Source organism: Azospirillum sp. INR13, assembly GCF_015390205.1.
Classification (GTDB): domain Bacteria; phylum Pseudomonadota; class Alphaproteobacteria; order Azospirillales; family Azospirillaceae; genus Azospirillum.
Map to the genome: position 1 here is coordinate 53,931 of NZ_VUOI01000004.1, position 16,494 is coordinate 70,424.

The 16,494-nt window shown below is 68.7% G+C and carries 13 protein-coding genes; 6 read left to right on the top strand and 7 right to left on the bottom strand.

Features of this window, described 5'->3' with window-relative positions:
- Positions 1–41 precede the first annotated feature (41 nt).
- Both glgA and glgC read right to left on the bottom strand, forming a co-directional pair.
- Positions 42–1,511, bottom strand: coding sequence for a glycogen synthase GlgA (glgA, locus tag F1643_RS04810; RefSeq protein WP_194911293.1), 1,470 nt, complete (start codon positions 1,509–1,511; stop codon positions 42–44).
- A gap of 184 nt (positions 1,512–1,695) precedes the next feature.
- Complete coding sequence (glgC, locus tag F1643_RS04815; protein ID WP_194911295.1) at positions 1,696–2,967, bottom strand: glucose-1-phosphate adenylyltransferase; 1,272 nt, start codon at positions 2,965–2,967, stop codon at positions 1,696–1,698.
- A 647-nt stretch (positions 2,968–3,614) separates the two neighbouring features.
- On the opposite strand from glgC, the gene F1643_RS04820 reads away from it, so the two are divergent.
- The 3 genes from F1643_RS04820 (at position 3,615) to F1643_RS04830 (ending at position 6,676) form a co-directional block, all read left to right on the top strand.
- A complete protein-coding gene (locus F1643_RS04820) occupies positions 3,615–4,931 on the top strand; it encodes an ammonium transporter (RefSeq protein WP_194911297.1) in 1,317 nt (438 codons plus the stop codon).
- Between the two features lie 201 nt (positions 4,932–5,132).
- Complete coding sequence (locus F1643_RS04825) at positions 5,133–5,990, top strand: pirin family protein (RefSeq protein ID WP_194911299.1); 858 nt, start codon at positions 5,133–5,135, stop codon at positions 5,988–5,990.
- 140 nt (positions 5,991–6,130) lie between these two features.
- Complete coding sequence (locus F1643_RS04830) at positions 6,131–6,676, top strand: hypothetical protein (RefSeq protein ID WP_194911302.1); 546 nt, start codon at positions 6,131–6,133, stop codon at positions 6,674–6,676.
- Between the two features lie 21 nt (positions 6,677–6,697).
- On the opposite strand, the gene F1643_RS04835 is transcribed toward F1643_RS04830, so the two are convergent.
- Positions 6,698–7,081: a hypothetical protein gene (locus F1643_RS04835; protein WP_194911304.1), complete on the bottom strand. Its 384-nt coding sequence runs from the start codon at positions 7,079–7,081 to the stop codon at positions 6,698–6,700.
- Between the two features lie 370 nt (positions 7,082–7,451).
- Between F1643_RS04835 and F1643_RS04840 the strand changes: the two genes are divergently transcribed.
- Complete coding sequence (locus tag F1643_RS04840) at positions 7,452–10,472, top strand: GGDEF domain-containing phosphodiesterase (protein ID WP_194911315.1); 3,021 nt, start codon at positions 7,452–7,454, stop codon at positions 10,470–10,472.
- Between the two features lie 114 nt (positions 10,473–10,586).
- Here the strand turns inward: F1643_RS04840 and F1643_RS04845 are convergent, their stop codons facing one another.
- Together F1643_RS04845 and F1643_RS04850 are read right to left on the bottom strand one after the other, a co-directional pair.
- On the bottom strand, positions 10,587–11,003 hold the full coding sequence (locus F1643_RS04845; protein WP_194911318.1) for a hypothetical protein: 417 nt from the start codon (positions 11,001–11,003) through the stop codon (positions 10,587–10,589).
- Positions 11,004–11,119: 116 nt separating this feature from the next.
- Positions 11,120–12,034 carry a pseudouridine-5'-phosphate glycosidase gene (locus F1643_RS04850; protein ID WP_194911320.1) on the bottom strand — a complete coding sequence of 305 codons (915 nt, stop codon included), beginning with the start codon at positions 12,032–12,034 and terminating at the stop codon, positions 11,120–11,122.
- Positions 12,035–12,086: 52 nt separating this feature from the next.
- Between F1643_RS04850 and F1643_RS04855 the strand changes: the two genes are divergently transcribed.
- Positions 12,087–13,178, top strand: a complete 1,092-nt coding sequence (locus tag F1643_RS04855) for a ligase-associated DNA damage response exonuclease (protein WP_194911322.1) — start codon at positions 12,087–12,089, stop codon at positions 13,176–13,178.
- Positions 13,175–14,776, top strand: coding sequence for a cisplatin damage response ATP-dependent DNA ligase (locus tag F1643_RS04860; protein WP_194911324.1), 1,602 nt, complete (start codon positions 13,175–13,177; stop codon positions 14,774–14,776). The genes F1643_RS04855 and F1643_RS04860 overlap by 4 nt, the downstream gene beginning before the upstream one ends.
- A 225-nt stretch (positions 14,777–15,001) precedes the next feature.
- Here F1643_RS04860 and F1643_RS04865 read toward each other — a convergent pair whose 3' ends face one another.
- Both F1643_RS04865 and F1643_RS04870 read right to left on the bottom strand, forming a co-directional pair.
- On the bottom strand, positions 15,002–15,634 hold the full coding sequence (locus F1643_RS04865; protein ID WP_194911326.1) for a 2OG-Fe(II) oxygenase: 633 nt from the start codon (positions 15,632–15,634) through the stop codon (positions 15,002–15,004).
- Between the two features lie 79 nt (positions 15,635–15,713).
- The gene (locus F1643_RS04870) at positions 15,714–16,409 is read right to left on the bottom strand and encodes a 2OG-Fe(II) oxygenase (RefSeq protein ID WP_255542428.1); all 696 of its coding nucleotides are present in this window, start codon (positions 16,407–16,409) and stop codon (positions 15,714–15,716) included.
- Positions 16,410–16,494: the final 85 nt, after the last annotated feature.

Sequence of the window (16,494 nt, forward strand, 5' to 3'; positions counted from 1 at the left end):
TGGAACAATTCATGGTCGGGGTGTACGGGGGTAAGGCCCCCCTACCGCCCCCCAAGTCCCCGGTACAGTTCCATGTATTCCTCCGCCGGGCCATGCCAGCCGAAGTCGCGCGTCATGGCGCGGCGCTGCATCGCCTGCCAGCGGTCGGGCTTGCGGTAGACGGTCATCGCCCGGCGCAGCGCCCACACCAGTTCCTGCCCCGTCGCGTTGACGAACTGGAAGCCGGTGGCGCTGCCGTCGGCGCTGGCGGCGGGGTTGGCGTCGATCACCGTGTCGGCGAGGCCGCCGGTGCGGCGGACCAGCGGCAGGGTGCCGTATTTCAACGCGTAGAGCTGGGTCAGGCCGCAGGGCTCGGAGCGGGACGGCACCAGGAACAGGTCGGACCCGGCCTGGATGCGGTGGGACAGCGGCTCGTCATAGCCGATGCGGACGCCGATGGACTGCGGATGCCATTGCGCCAGCTGGCGGAAGCCGGCCTCGCTGGAGGCGTCGCCGCTGCCCAGCACCACCAGCTGGCCGCCCCAGGAGACCCATTGGCCCGCCGCCTCCAGCACGAGGTCCAGGCCCTTGTGCCAGGTCAGGCGGCTGACCACGGCGGCCAGCGGCGCGTCGGGGCGGCGGTCCAGACCGAAGGCGGATTGCAGGTCGGCCTTGCAGGCGTCCTTTCCGCCGAGATCCTCGGGGGTGTAGCGGGCGGGCAGATGCGGGTCGGTCGCCGGATCCCACACCGCGTAGTCGACGCCGTTCAGGATGCCGGTCAGCACGTCGGACCGGGTGGCGAGCAGGCCCTGCAGGCCGGTGCCGTGCTCGGCCGTCTGGATCTCGTTGGCGTAGGTCGGGCTGACCGTGGTCAGGCGGTCGGCGTAGAAGCAACCCGCCTTCAGGAAGCTGATGTTGCCGTAATACTCGACGCCGTCGACGCGGAAGCTGGAGGAGGGCAGGCCGATGTCGCCCAACATCCAGGGGCCGAACAGGCCCTGATAGGCGATGTTGTGGATGGTCAGCACCGTGCCCGGCCGGAAGGGGCCGGCGAAGCGGTCGGGGCGCAGGGTCAGATAGGCGGGGACCAGGCCGGCCTGCCAGTCATGGCCGTGCAGGATGTCGGGCCGCCACCAGGGATCGTAGGACTTATCGGCGGCAAAGCCGGCGGCGACCCAGGCGAGTGCGGCGAAGCGCAGGGCGTTGTCGGCCCAGTCCTTGCCGTCCGGCCCGAGATAGGGGTTGCCGGGACGGTCATACAGCGACGGCGCGTCCAGCGCATAGGCGAGAACGCCATCGGCGGTGCGGCCGATGCACAGCCGGGCGCGGTCGCAGCCGGGCAGGTCGGTGATCAGGTCGCCGACCTCGTGCAGGTTCTGCAGGCTGTTCAGAATGGCGGGATATCCCGGCAGCAGCAGGCGGACATCGGCGCCGGCGGCGATCAGGGCCGGCGGCAGGGCGGCGGACACGTCGGCCAGCCCCCCCGTCTTGACCATCGGGTAGCATTCGGACGTGACGTAGAGGACGCGCATCGGGAAGGCACTCGGGTGAAAGGCGGGAGGGGGGGCGGCCTGTCGCTCACCCGGCCGTCATCCCCGCGAAGGCGGGGATCCAGGCTGTTCCGAAGGGGCTGCTTCGGAGGGCTGGATTCCCGCCTGCGCGGGAATGACGGCCGTGGGGGGAATGGTCGGCTTCGGTGGAGGGGGGAGGAGGTTGCTACTCCTTCGGCAGCTTCTCGATCATCTCGCGGGTGATCAGGACGACGCCGCCCTCGCTGCGATGGAAGCGCTTGGCGTCCAGCTCCGCGTCCTCGCCGACGACGAGGCCGTTGGGGATGCTGACGCCGCGGTCGATCACCACCTTCTTCAGGCGGCAATGGCGGCCGATGTCGCATTCCGGCAGGACCACCGCCTCGTACAGCTCGCTGTAGGAGTTGACGCGGACCGAGCTGAACAGCAGCGACCGCCGCACGGTGGAGCCGGAGATGATGCAGCCGCCCGACACCAGGCTGTCGATCGCCGTGCCGCGCCGGTTCTCGTCGTCGAAGACGAACTTCGCCGGGGGAAGCTGCTCCTGGTAGGTGAAGATCGGCCAGTCGCGGTTGTACATGTTCAACTGCGGCGTGACGTGGCAGAGGTCCAGGTTGGCTTCCCAATAGGCGTCGATGGTGCCGACGTCGCGCCAGTAGGGGGCGTCGTCCGGCGCGTCGATGATGGCGCTGTCGGCATAGTCGTGGGCGATGATCCGCGCCCCGGTCTTCACCAGATGCGGGATGATGTCCTTGCCGAAGTCGCGGCTGGAGCCGGGGGTGGCGACGTCGCGCTCCAGCTGTTCGTAGAGGAACTGGGCGTTGAAGACGTAGATGCCCATGCTGGCCAGCGCCATGTCGGGGCGGCCGGGCATCGGCGGCGGGTCGGCCGGCTTCTCGACGAAATCGATGATGCGGCGGTCGTCGTCGATGTGCATCACGCCGAAGCCGCTCGCCTGTTCGCGCGGAACCGCGATGCAGGGGACGGTGACGTCGGCCTTGCGGTCGATGTGGTCGAGCAGCAGCGCGCCGTAATCCATCTTGTAGATGTGGTCGCCGGCCAGGATCAGGACATATTCCGGCTCGTGGTCGCGCAGGATGTCCAGGTTCTGGTACACGGCGTCGGCGGTGCCCTGGTACCACTCCGTCTCGCTGACGCGCTGCTGGGCCGGCAGCAGGTCGCAGAACTCGTTCATCTCGCCGCGGAAGACGTTCCAGCCGCGCTGGAGGTGGCGCAGAAGGCTGTGCGACTTGTACTGCGTCAGCACGCCGATGCGGCGGAAGCCGGAATTGACGCAGTTGGACAGCGCGAAGTCGATGATGCGGTACTTGCCGCCGAAATAGGTCGCCGGCTTCGCCCGCCGGTCGGTCAGCTGCTTCAGACGGCTTCCGCGCCCGCCGGCCAGCACCAGCGCCACCGCACGTCGCGGTGCGAGGCGCAGATCGCGTTTGTCGAGCATGGCCGTTACCCCCTTTGTCTTTTTCTTGCGGCCGCTCGGCTGCGGCCTTCCCGATGGAGGCGTTGACGGTGCCACATCTCGCCGCCATGTCCAATAGGCCCGGCGGCGGGTTCGCCTCGGCCTACCCGCCGGATCGCCCGCCCGCCCGCCTAGGCGGAAAGAGGGGCACGCCGTTCGGACTGGATGGAAGAGGTAGAAGGGCTGCCCCATTCCCGCCGCCCACGCGGCAGTGACCGCCGCGTGGGCCGCTTTCTGCACAATTTTTGACCAACTGCCGGAATGACAGCCAGATGGCTGCGCCAAAGCTGCGCATCCGGCCCTTCCATTCGGTCGAAAGCCCGAAAATTGCGGCGGAATGTCGGCTCCGACATCTGCCCATTTCCTGTGCAAACCCACCTTGCGACTCGTAGGGGGGTGCCCGTTCGGGGGTCCTGCGCCGGGACAACCCTGACGATTCCAAGCCGTTTTGGACTGGCACGCTTCTTGTAACGATGGAGGCGTCCTCGGTCCCGTCCGCCGCCCCGTCTTTGCCGGGGACGGGGCGACCGGGACGGGGTCGCCCCAGTGCGGCGTTTGCGCGCGGAATGCCTCCGGTGCCGCGCCGGCCATGCAGGGGTGGGAGCGATTTTGGAGAAAGAGGAGCCTCGATGAACCGTCTGTTCCTTCTGGCCGCACCGATGTTGGCGGTTGCTCTGGGCGCGGTCGGCATGCCGGCCGCAGCCCTTGCCCAGGACGCGGCTGCGGCCGCCCCGGCACCGACGCTCAGCGCGGGCGACACCGCCTGGATGCTGACGGCGACGGCGCTGGTGCTGTTCATGACCATTCCGGGCCTGGCCCTGTTCTACGGCGGCATGGTCCGCAAGAAGAACGTCCTGGCCACGGTGATGCAGAGCTTCGCGATCTGCTGCCTCGTGTCGATCCTCTGGGTCGTGGTGGGCTACAGCCTGGCCTTCAGCGAAGGCAGCCCCTATGTCGGCGGCCTCGGCAAGGCCCTGCTGGCCGGCGTGACCAAGGACAGCCTGTCCGGCGTGATCCCGGAAGCGGTCTTCATCGTCTTCCAGATGACCTTCGCCATCATCACCCCGGCCCTGATCACCGGCGCCTTCGCCGACCGCATGAAGTTCTCCTCCATGCTGGTCTTCACCGCCCTGTGGTCGGTCGTCATCTACGCGCCGATCACCCACTGGGTCTGGGGTCCGGGCGGCTATCTGATGGGTGACGGCGTGCTGGACTATGCCGGCGGCACCGTGGTGCACATCAACGCGGGCGTGGCCGGTCTTGTCGCGGCGCTGGTGCTCGGCAAGCGCAAGGGCTACCCGAACGAGAACTTCGCCCCGCACAACCTGGTCCTGAGCCTGGTCGGCGCGGCCATGCTGTGGGTTGGCTGGTTCGGCTTCAACGCCGGTTCGGCGCTGGCCGCCGACGGCCGTGCGGGCATGGCCATGCTGGTCACGCAGATCGCCGCCGCCTCCGCCGCCCTGGCCTGGATGTTCGCGGAGTGGGTCCTGAAGGGCAAGCCGTCGGTCCTCGGCATCATCTCCGGCGCCGTCGGCGGTCTGGTCGCCATCACCCCGGCCTCCGGCTTCGTCGGCCCGATGGGCGCGCTGGTCATCGGCGTGGTCGCCGGCGTGGTCTGCTACTGGGGCGCCACCGGCCTGAAGCGCGCTCTCGGCTATGACGACTCGCTGGACGCCTTCGGCGTGCACGGCATCGGCGGCATCGTCGGCGCCGTCCTGACCGGCGTCTTCGCCCAGGAAGCCATCGGCGGCACCGCCGGCCTGCTGGAAGGCAACGGCGGTCAGGTCCTCACCCAGGTCTACGGCATCGTCGCCACCATCGTCTACTCGGGCATCGGGTCCTTCGTCCTGCTGAAGGTCATCGACGTGGTGATGGGCCTGCGTGTGGACGAGGATGTGGAGCGCGACGGTCTCGACCTCGCCCTGCACGGCGAAAGCATCCACTAAGAACCCTCCCTTTCCCACGGGTCTCTTCGAAAGGGCCGCCGGACCTCCCGGCGGCCTTTTTCGCGTGCGGGTTCGGGAGTGTCGCCCGGTGATTGTTGCGCCGGCGGAAACGCAGTGGCGCGGGCGGGCCGGCTTCACGGCGGTGCCGCGGCGGACTACCTCTGGTCCATCGACAGCGCTCTTCTTTCGGGAGTCCCCGCCATGTCCACCCAGTCCGCCACCCCCGGTGTCCGTCCGGTCCTCGCCGCCATGGAGGGCATGGCCACCTCCGACGGCGCCGGGGTCAGCATGACCCGCATGCTGGGCACGCCCCGCCTGCGCACGCTCGACCCCTTCCTGATGCTGGACCTGTTCGGGTCCGACCGGCCGACCGACTATCTGGCGGGCTTCCCCGACCATCCCCACCGCGGCTTCGAGACGGTCACCTACATGCTGGCCGGCCGCATGCGCCATGCCGACAACCACGGCCATGAGGGCGTGATCGAGACCGGCGGCGTGCAGTGGATGACCGCCGGCCGCGGCCTGATCCACTCGGAGATGCCGGAGCAGGCCGAGGGGCTGATGCGCGGCTTCCAGCTGTGGATCAACCTGCCGGCCCGGCTGAAGATGACAGAGCCGCGTTACCAGGAGTTTCCGGCCTCCTCCATCCCGGTGGAGCGGCGCGAGGACGGCGCCACCGTCACCGTGATCGCCGGCGACACCGCCCGCGGCACCGCCGGGCCGGTGCGGGCCGAGGCGACCGCCGCGCGCTATTTCGACGTTGCTTTGCCGGCGTCCGCCGCCTTCGTGGAGCCGCTGCCGGCCGGCCACACCGCCTTCCTCGTGCTGTTCGAAGGCACGCTGGACGTCGGCGGCGAAGGACTGCTGTCGGGACCGCGGGTGATCGTTCTGGGCGACGGCGAGCGGGTGGAGGCGACCGCCGGACCCGAGGGGGCGCGCTTCCTGCTGCTGGCCGGCGAGCCGATCGGCGAACCCATCGCCTGGGGCGGTCCCTTCGTCATGAACACGCGCGAAGAGGTGATGCAGGCCTTCCGCGACTTCGAGGAAGGGCGCATCTGATGTGCATCTGACCGCCGGATGCCGCGCGCCTGCCCGTCCTTCGGGGCCGGCGCGCGGCATCTCGTGCCTTGCACCCCCGCCATCCCCGGTTATCATGGCGCATTCAGTGTTAATACGAACGATGTCGGGGAGCCGGGGCGATGCGTGCAAAGGGTCTGATGGGTGGCTTCAGGGCGGTTGTCGCCACGGGACTTCTGGCGCTGTCGCTAGCCGGGGGGATCTTTGCCTCCACACCGGCGGCGGCCGTGGACTTCTCCAAGGCGGCGGCCGATTTCGGGCCGGAGGGCGCCTGGACCAACCAGTGCGACATCGACCGGATGACCGACAGCAAGACCTGCCGGCTGATGATCTATCGCCTGTTCGACGACGGGAAGGATGTCGGCTTCATCGCGCTCAGCGTCATCCCGACCGGCAACGACTTCCACCTGTTCCTGACCACCAGCCAGGGGCTGGTCGACCGCTGCGCCATCCGCGTCGACCGCCAGCCGCGCATCGAATCGCATGTCGCGACGCTGAACATGTGCATGTTCCCGAACTTCGTGTCCGGCCGCGTCGCCGACCAGTTCCGCAACGGCTCGACCATCCTGGTCCGCGTCAGCTCGCCGCGCCTGGGCAAGCGCGACATCGATTTCCCGCTGAACGGCTTCTCCCGCACCTTCGAGGAGATGCAGCGCAGCCTGCAGTGAGCGGGGCTGCGCCGCGCCCTCTCACCCCGGCAGCCGTTCGCCGGTCACGCCCAGCACCTTCACCGCCAGACCGCGCGGAGTCGACACGCTGTCGGGCAGGATGTCGCCCGGCGTCGTCGACAGCCGCAGGATCGCCGGATAGCTCTCCGCCCGCGCGAACAGGCCCTGGGCCAATTCCGCCGGCAGATCGTCCAGCACGTCCAGCCGGCCGATCAGCAGCCCGTGGCTCTTGGCGTGGACGCTGCGCAGGGCGTGGCCGCCGTCCTCGTAGGTCTTGCGGCTGATCGACAGCATCGTTTCCGCCAACTCGTCGAAAAGCCGGGCTTCATCGGGGCCGGGGTTTTCGACCGACGGCGTATAGGGCAGGGGCGCCTGGGGCTGGGGCTTGGCGGTGGCGGCTGACACGGACGGAGTCTCCCGGATGGGGAAAGAACGGGTGTGGCCGGAAGAACAGCCGCGGTCGTCCCCCGTTCCGCCACTCCGGTTCCGCAGCGGTGCGCCGATACCGGAGCAGGAGTCTTTCTCCATGAGTTCAGAATGATGATCATTGCGAAACATAAAGATCACAAATATCAGTGCGCACTTGGTGCGTGATGAGTCTGAGAAGAGTCCAATCAAAAATAGCAATTAACCATTACAATGCGGGTTCGCTCTATCGAAGATCTGTGGTGCCCGGATGATGGCTGCGCCTATCCTTTGGTAACGAAGAACCGTCACCATCCGGCGGCGTCACGGCCGACGGAGCGCGTTGCGGGGAGTCGATCGAGGGGTTCCCATGACCGGTTGGCCCGTTACCTGGATTCGCGGCTGCGCCCTGCTGCTGATGCTGCTGGGGATGGCCGCCTCGTCCCTGCCGGTGGCGGGGCGGGCGACGGCGCCGAACCGGACCGTGCTGGTGCTGCATTCATACCACCAGGGCTACGAATGGACCGACCATCAGGCTGCCGGCATCGCCAAGGAACTGGCGGCCTCGGCGCCCAACGCGATCACGATCCCCTATCACCTGGATTGGAAGCGCTTTCCGGATGCAAGCGGGCTTGAGCGGTTGCGGGCGCTGATCGGCCATCGGCACCCCAGAGGCACAGTCGACGCCATCATCGCCACCGACGACGCCGCGCTGGCCTTCGCGGTCGATTTGCGGCGGGAGATTCATGGGCCGGTGCCGCTGGTGCATGGCGGCGTGATCGGCGCCTCGGCCCGCCTGCTGACGGAGGGCGAATCGAATGTGATCGGGGTGACCGAAGCCAAGGACGTCGAAGGCACGCTGCGCATGGCGATGGCGGCCAATCCCGGACTGCGCCGCCTGTTCATCCTGCGCGACCACACGGAGTCGGGAACGGCACTGGACCTGGAGATCGATGCCCTTGCCGCCGCCGGCCGCCTTCCCGCCGGGCTGGAGCGGCAGATCCTGCCCGACCTGCCCTTCGCCCGGCTGGAGGAGCGGCTGGCGACCCTGCCGCCGGACAGCGCCGTGCTGCTGGGAACCTACGCGACCGACCGCGACGGTCTGGTCCTGCCGCCCGAGCAGTTCCTGGAACTGATGAGCGAGAAGAGCAGCGCGCCGATCTACGGCCTGCAGGAGTATCTGCTGGGCCGCGGCATCGCCGGCGGCAGCCTGCTGAGCGCGCTGGAGCACGGACGCGCGGTCGGTGCGGTGGCCGCGGCGATCGTGAACGGCAGATCCATCGCCTCCCTGCCGGCGGAGCGGCCGGAATCCGTCGTCCGGGCGATGGATTACCGGCAGGTGGAGCGCCATCGACTCGATCTGTCGCGGGTGGGGCCGCTCGACCGGTTGGTCAACAAGCCCTTCTCCTTCCTGGAGAGCTACCGCTGGCTGGTGGTGACGGTCGGCATCGTCATCGTGGTGCTGACGGTCATGGTGCTGGTCCTGTCCTTCGCGCTGCGCCAGCGCCGGGCGGCCGAGGCGGCCCTGCTGCAGAGCAATCTGGCGCTCAGCCAGTCGCGCCGGGATCTGCAGGCGAGGCTGGAGGAACTGACCGCCAGCAAGGAGGCTCTGCGCGAACGCGAAAGGCGGATGCGGCTGGTGGCGGAGGCGTCGCGCGACATCATCTGGACCTGGGACATCGAGGCCGACCGCCGCGTTCTGTCCGGCCGGGTGGTCGAACTGCTGGGCGTGGACTCCCTCAGCATCGATTCGCTGGCGGCCTGGTTCGACCGCATCCACGTGGAAGACCGTGACCAGGCGGAGGAGGCGCTGCGGCGCCACCTGTCCGGCGAGCTGCCGGAATACCGGACGGAATACCGGGTCCGCCACCGCGACGGCAGCTACCTGTGGCTCTACGCCACCGGCAAGGCTCTGTTCGACGACCAGGGCAAGCCGGTGATGATGGCCGGATCCTACACCGACATCACGGCGGAGAAGCGGCAGCAGGACTGGCTGGACCATCTGGCCCATTTCGATCCGCTGACCGGCCTGCCGAACAGGCTGACGCTGGAACAGCATGTCGACCGGCTGATCGCCGACGACAAGGCTTCCGGCCACGCCCGGCCGCTGGCTCTGCTGTTCCTCGACATGGACAATTTCAAGTTCATCAACGACAGCTTCGGCCACAAGGCGGGCGACGAGCTGTTGATGGCGCTCGGCCTGCGCGTCCGCCGGGGAGTGGGGGAGGGGCCGTTCATCGCCAGGCTGGGCGGCGACGAGTTCGTCGTGGTGGTTCATGGCAGCGAGGCCGGCGAACCGGCCGACATGGCGCAGCGGCTGGAACAGGCGCTGGCCGCCCCCTTCCTGGTCGAAGGGCAGCATTTCTTCGTCACCTGCAGCGTCGGGATCGCCCGCTACCCCTGGGACGGACGTTGCTTCGACGATCTGCTGCAGAACGCCGACACCGCCATGTACCGGGCCAAGGACAGCGGGCGCGGGCGCATCTGCACCTTCACCCCCGACATGAACCGCCGGGTGGTGGAGCGTGTGCGGCTGCTCAGCCGGGCGCGGCTGGCCTTCGACCGCCAGTCCTTCAGCCTGCAGTACCAGCCGCAGGTGGCGACGGCCGACGGCCGGATCCACGGCTTCGAGGCGCTGATCCGCTGGACCGATGCGGAGCTGGGGCCGGTTTCCCCCGACCGCTTCATTCCGGTGTGCGAGGATTCGGGCCTGATCGTCCCGCTCGGCCTGTGGGTGCTGGAGACCGCCTGCGTCGAGGCGGTGGGGCCGGCCCTCCGCGGCATCGGAAGCATCACGATGAGCGTCAACATGTCGGCGGTGCAGCTTGCGCAGAACGACTTCGTGCCGCGGGTGCTGGAGGTGCTGGAGCGCACCGGACTGCCGCCGAACCGGCTGGAGCTGGAAATCACCGAGTCGCAGATGATCGGATCGCTGGACGCCGCCATCGACAAGCTGAACGCGCTGCGGCAGGCCGGGGTGCACATCGCACTGGACGATTTCGGCACCGGCTATTCGTCGCTGACCTATCTGCGGACCTTGCCGATCAGCACGCTGAAACTCGACAAGGCCTTCATCGACGATGTCCATCGCCGCTCCGACGCGCGCAGCATGGTGTCGTCCATCTCGCGCATCGCCCATGACCTGAGCCGCAGCGTGGTGGCGGAGGGGGTGGAGGAACTGGCCCAGTGGGAGGCGCTGTCGCGGATGGGCTGCGACCTGATCCAGGGCTATTTCGTCAGCCGGCCGCTGCCGGCCGACCGCATCGACGGCTTCCTGGCCGCCTGGGAGGAGCGGCGGGCGTCATTGCCCATCGTCTCCCGCGACGACGTGGTGGTCGGGATGTCCTGCGCCGGGACGAACCGGCAGCAGAACAGCCGGGAGCCGGTTTGACCGGAGGCTGAGCGTCGTCTTGCCGGCCGATGTTCGCCAACGGAAATCGCCCCGCAGGAGGACTGCGGGGCGATTTTCCCGAAAGCGGGGCTTGTCTGGCCGGATCGTCCGGGATCAGTGCCGGGTGCGGGCCGGGGTGACGTAGACGCCGTCCCAATCGACGCCGAACAGGGCGTCGTCGCCGGCCTCTTCGACCAGATCGTCGTACTCGTGGGCTTCGATCAGCCCGAAGATGGACGCGGTGCCGGAGGCGTCCAGATCGCAGGTCACCACATGGCCGTTCACCTCGACCGAGGTGAAGAACACTTCCGGCAGCTCCATGCTGTCCAGGTCGGCGGTGACGGCGCTCTCGATCTCGTGGATGGTGCGGGAGGAGAGGGAGACCCGGAGCTTCGCCGCCTGGGAGGCCCAGACGATGCGCTTCACGTGGGCCGGCTCCTTCATCTCCGCGACGCCCGGCGCCTCGTCGCCTTGGCCGGCCATCGCGATCATCCGGGAAACCAGGGTCGAGGTGCTGCTGGGTGCGCGCATGAAAGCCTCCGCTCGTTCGATGACGACAGATTTGCGCGCAGGCGGTTAACGGGGTCTTAAGCCGGAACCGCGGCTAAAGCCTTACCTCCGCTGAGGTATGGCCTATCCATTCGGTTCTAGGGAGTGGCGAGGGCGGCGGCGACCCCGGCCGCGACCCGCGCATTGTTGCGGATCAGCGCGACGTTGGCGGTCAGGCTGCGCCCGCCGGTGATGCGCTCCAGCGCCGCCAGCAGATGGGGAGTGATGTCCTTTCCCTTGATTTCCTTGGCTTCCGCGTCGGCCAGCGCCTGGGCGACGGCGGCTTCCATGGCGTCGGCGTCCAGCTCGTCGGCGGGCGGGATCGGGTTCGCCAGCAGCACGCCGCCGTCCAGGCCAAGATGCCATTTCGCGCGCAGGATGTCCGCCACCGCGGTCACGTTGTCACAGCGATGATCGACGGGCAGGCCGCTGCGGCGGCTGTAGAAGGCCGGGAATTCGTGCGTGCCGAAGCCCAGCACCGGGACTCCGCGGGTCTCCAGCACCTCCAGCGTCTTGGGCAGGTCGAGGATCGACTTGGCTCCGGCGCAGACCACGCAGACCGACGTGCGCGCCAGCTCGTCGAGGTCGGCGGAGATGTCGAAGCTGGACTCCGCCCCGCGGTGGACGCCGCCGATGCCGCCGGTGGCGAAGACGGATATGCCGGCCAACCGCGCCCCGATCATCGTCGCCGCCACCGTGGTCGCCCCCAGCGCCCGGGTCGCGATGGCGACGGGCAGATCGCGCCGGCTCAGCTTGCGCACGGCATGGCCGCCGGTCGCCAGCCGCTCCAGCGCCTCGTCGTCCAGGCCGATTCGGATGCGCCCGTCCATCACCGCGATGGTGGCGGGGATCGCCCCGGCGGCCCGCACCTCCGCCTCCAGCGCGCGGGCGGTCTCCAGGTTGCGGGGGTAGGGCATGCCGTGGGAGATCACCGTCGATTCCAGCGCCACCACCGGGCGCTTTCCGGCAAGCGCGTCGGCGACCTCGGGGGTGGGCAGCAGGATCGGGTGCATGCGCTGTGTCTCCGCTGTTGGGGGCCGGTTGGAGCGCCCTATATTAGGACGCATGTCCGCTGCACACCAATCCAATCAGGCTGGGTCCAATCCAGATCGTCCGCACCCCGACAGGTGGATCAAGGTCCTTCCCGAGGGGCTCTATGTCGAGCCGGGAGGCTTCTACATCGACCCGGTGCGTCCGGTGGAGCGCGCGGTCGTCACCCACGGCCATTCCGACCATGCGAGGCCGGGCAACCGCCATGTGCTGGCGACTCCGGGCACGCTCGCCATCATGCGCCAGCGGATGGGCGCAGGCGTGGGGGGAAGCCTGCAAGCGCTGGAGTATGGCGAGGAGTTGACCATCGGCGACGTCAGGGTGCGGCTGGTGCCGGCCGGCCATGTGCTGGGCAGCGCCCAGGTGGTGCTGGAGCATGCCGGGTCGCGGGTCGTCGTGTCGGGCGACTACAAGCGCCGCCTCGACCGCACCTGCGCCCCGTTCGAGCCGGTGCCATGCGACGTCTTCGTCACCGAGGCGACCTTCGGCCTGCCGGTGTTCCGCCACCCGCCGGATCTGGGCGAGGTGGGGAAGCTGCTGCATTCGATGGCGCTGTTCCCCGAGCGCAGCCATGTCGTCGGCGTCTATGCGCTGGGCAAATGCCAGCGGCTGATCACGCTGCTGCGGGCGGCGGGGTATGACCGGCCCATCTGGCTGCATGGCGCGCTGGAGCCGCTGTGCCGGCTCTATGGCGAATGGGGAGTGGAGTTGGGGGAGCTGCGGCCGGCCACGGTGGCGGCGAAGGAGGACTTGAAGGGCGCCCTGGTGCTGGCCCCGCCGGCAGCGGTGGCCGACCGCTGGGCGCGGCGGCTGGCCGATCCGGTGGTGGCGGTGGCGTCGGGATGGATGCGGGTGCGCCAGCGCGCCCGCCAGCGCGGGGTGGAGTTGCCGCTGGTCATCTCCGACCATGCCGACTGGGACGAGCTGTGCCGGACGCTGGAGGATGTCGGCGCGCCGGAAGTCTGGGTGACCCATGGCCGCGAGGAGGCGCTGGTCCATTACGCCACCAGCCGCGGCATCCGCGCCCGCGCGCTGGCCCTGATCGGCTTCGAGGATGAGGATTCGGAAGGGATTTCGGAGAAGGCCGGGGAAGGAGAGGCGCCGTGAACCGCTTTGCCGCGCTGATCGACGCGCTGGTCTTCATGCCGTCGCGCAACGGCAAGATCCGCCTGCTGGTCGAGCATTTCGCCACTGCGCCCGACCCCGAGCGCGGCTGGGCGCTGGCGGCGCTGACCGGGGCCCTGAGCTTCCGCGAGGCCAAGCCGGCGGCAATCCGCGAACTGGCGGCGACGCGGGTCGATCCGGAGCTGCTGGCGCTGTCCTACGACTATGTCGGCGATCTGGCGGAGACGGTGGCGCTGATCTGGCCGGAGCGGCCCGCCATTTGGGCCGAACGCGCCAACAGCCTGCCGCCCAGCCTGGACGAGGTGGTTGAGGGATTGCAGGCCGCCAAGCGCGGGCAGGTGATGGGGCTGGTGGAGGGCTGGCTCGACACGCTCGACTCGTCGGGGCGTTTTGCCCTGCTGAAGCTGATCACCGGGGCGCTGCGCATCGGAGTGTCGGCGCGGCTCGCCAAGACGGCACTGGCGGAATGGGGCAAGGCGGCCCGGCCGGAGGTGAGCGTGGATGACGTGGAGGAGGTCTGGCACGGGCTGACCGCACCCTATACGGAGCTGTTCGCCTGGCTGGAGGGGCGGGCGGAGCAGCCGGCCAGCGGGTCCGGCGCCGGGTTCCGGCCGATGATGCTGTCCCACCCGCTGGAGGAGGAGGACCGCGCCGCGCTCGACCCCGCCGCCTATGCCGCCGAATGGAAATGGGACGGCATCCGCGTGCAGCTGGTGGCGCGCGGCGGAGAGCGGCGGCTCTACAGCCGCACCGGCGACGACGTGTCCGGCGCCTTTCCCGACATCGTCGATCACTTGAGCTTCGACGCGGTGCTGGACGGCGAGCTGCTGGTGGCGCGCGACGGGGTGGTGGCGCCCTTCAACGATCTGCAGCAGCGCCTCAACCGCAAGACGGTGACGGCGCAGATGCTGCGCGACGGGCCGGCCTGGGTGCGGCTCTACGACATCCTGTTCGACGGCGGGGAGGATTTGCGCGGCCTGTCCTTCGTCGAACGCCGCGCCCGGCTGGAGCGCTGGTTCGGGGCGGTGCAGCCGCGGCGGATGGATCTGTCGCCGCTGGTGCCGTTCGGCGGCTGGGACGAGCTGGTGGCGATGCGCGAGGGCGCGCGGGAGAACGGCATCGAGGGGCTGATGCTGAAGCGGCGCGACAGCGCCTATCTGGCCGGGCGGCCGAAGGGGCCGTGGTTCAAGTGGAAGCGCGGGGCGCTGACGCTCGACACCGTGATGATGTACGCCCAGCGCGGCCATGGGAAGCGGTCGAGCTATTATTCCGACTACACCTTCGGCGTCTGGCGCGGCGAGGAGCTGGTGCCGGTCGGCAAGGCCTATTCCGGCTTCACCGATGCCGAGCTGATCGAACTGGACCGCTGGGTGCGCAACCACACCACCCGCCGCTACGGCCCGGTGCGCGAGGTGGAGGCCGGGCTGGTGCTGGAGGTCGCCTTCGACAGCGTGCATCCGTCCAACCGGCACAAGAGCGGGCTGGCGATGCGCTTCCCGCGCGTCCACCGCATCCGCTGGGACAAGCCGGCGCAGGAGGCGGACAGGCTGGAGACGCTGGCGGCGATGGTGGTGGGGTGAGGGTGGATTCTAGGGGGCGTTAGACCCCCACCTAACCTCCCCCGCCGGGCGGGGGAGGGACTGCCGCCGCTCCGCCGGTTAAGCACCTACCCCCTCCCCCGCCCAGCTTTCGCACAAAGCTTTGCTTTGTGCTGACGCGGCAGGCGGACCGTAGGTCCGCTGAGAGCGGGGGAGGGTTGGGGTGGGGGCATTCAGCGGGCGCTCAACAGTCAGAAACAGCCCCCCTCAATACCCCTTCGCCTGTCCGCCGAAGACGCCCTTGGCCCAGGCGCCGATGCGGTGGCGCCACTGTTCGTGCCAGATGTAGACGCTACCCTTGACCCAGTTCATCTGGATCGCGCGGCGCTGGCCTTCGAAGGGATAATGGCCGTGCCAGGAGGTGTCGCTGCGGCGGAAGCACATCAGGGTGCCTTCCTCCGGCGGGACCTCGGCGGCGTAATCCTCCAGGTTTTCGGAGCGCAGGATGCGCAGGCGCCCGCCGGTGGCCTCCCAGGGCGGGTTCATGTAGATCAGCACCGTGACGACCTTGCTGGCCGAATCCGGGTGGATCTTGCCGTCGGTCGGCCGGCACATGCCGCGCGCCGTGAACATCGTCGGATAGTCCGACAGGTCGAGCCCGAACTTGTCGGAAAACGCTTTGCAGACCTCCGGCCCCTTCAGTTCGGCGATCAGCCGGTCGAAGCTCGGCCCCTGGGGGAAGACGCCCAGCGGGATGGAGCCGGGCTTGTCGACCTTGGGATAGTCGCGGTGCAGATCCTCGAGAAATTCCCGCTTCACGAAGCCGGGAACGCACAGGAAGTCGTAGGGGTCATGCTGCAGAGGGGTGGCGCGGAACTTGTCCAGATCGAGCATGGACATGGGTAGAGAACTCCCAACGAGCGTGCCGATGGTGGCATTGCCCCCCAAAAACCGGCGTCACTTAAACACGACGGAAGTTTTATGCAATAGGTTTGTCAGGGAAGCAGAGTTCCTGCCGCGCCCGCCATTCGGGGCCGACATAGTTGACGATGATCGACTTGCGCACGCCGTCGATCGGACGTTTCTCGAACCCATGCCAGGTATTGCTTGCGGGGATGAAGATCAGGCCTTCATTGAAGGCGTAGGGCGCGCGGGCGACCACCGTCCGCGTCTCGTCCAGCACGTCGGTGCCCCAGTGCGAGCAGTTCGGACCCTTCGAGAGATAGATCAGCATCGTGAACTTCTTGACGCCGATGTCGGTGTGCGGCTCCAGCCAGAAGCCGTCGGTGTCCTGGCAATATTCGATGCGCAGGCTGGTGCCGGACAGGTCGACGTTGCAGGTGCGCTGGATCGCCTCCACCACCGGACGGCCCTGGAAAGCCTGGGCGACCGTCTCGCACACCGCGTATTTCGCCCGGTTCTCTTCCCCGAAATAGGTGCGCGACGCGTTGTTGGTCTCGCGCTTGCCGTAGGTGTCGGATACCCGCGGCGGCCCCCAGGGCAGGTCGGCGATGGCGTCGGCGGCGTCCTCCGGCAGGGCTTCGGACAGCAGCCAATGCTTGTACGGCGTCTCGGACAGCCGGCTGCGCTCCAGGCAGCGCAGGAAGGAGGCCGAAACGGTGTCGGCGGTGGTGGTCGTGGCGAGCGTGTCGGCGGCGGTCATGGCGGTAGTCATGGCGGCGATTGATCCGGAAGGAAGGACGGCCCCCGACCGGCCTGACGGAGGGCGGTCGGTTTGCCAGCGCTTATGGCATGGTCCG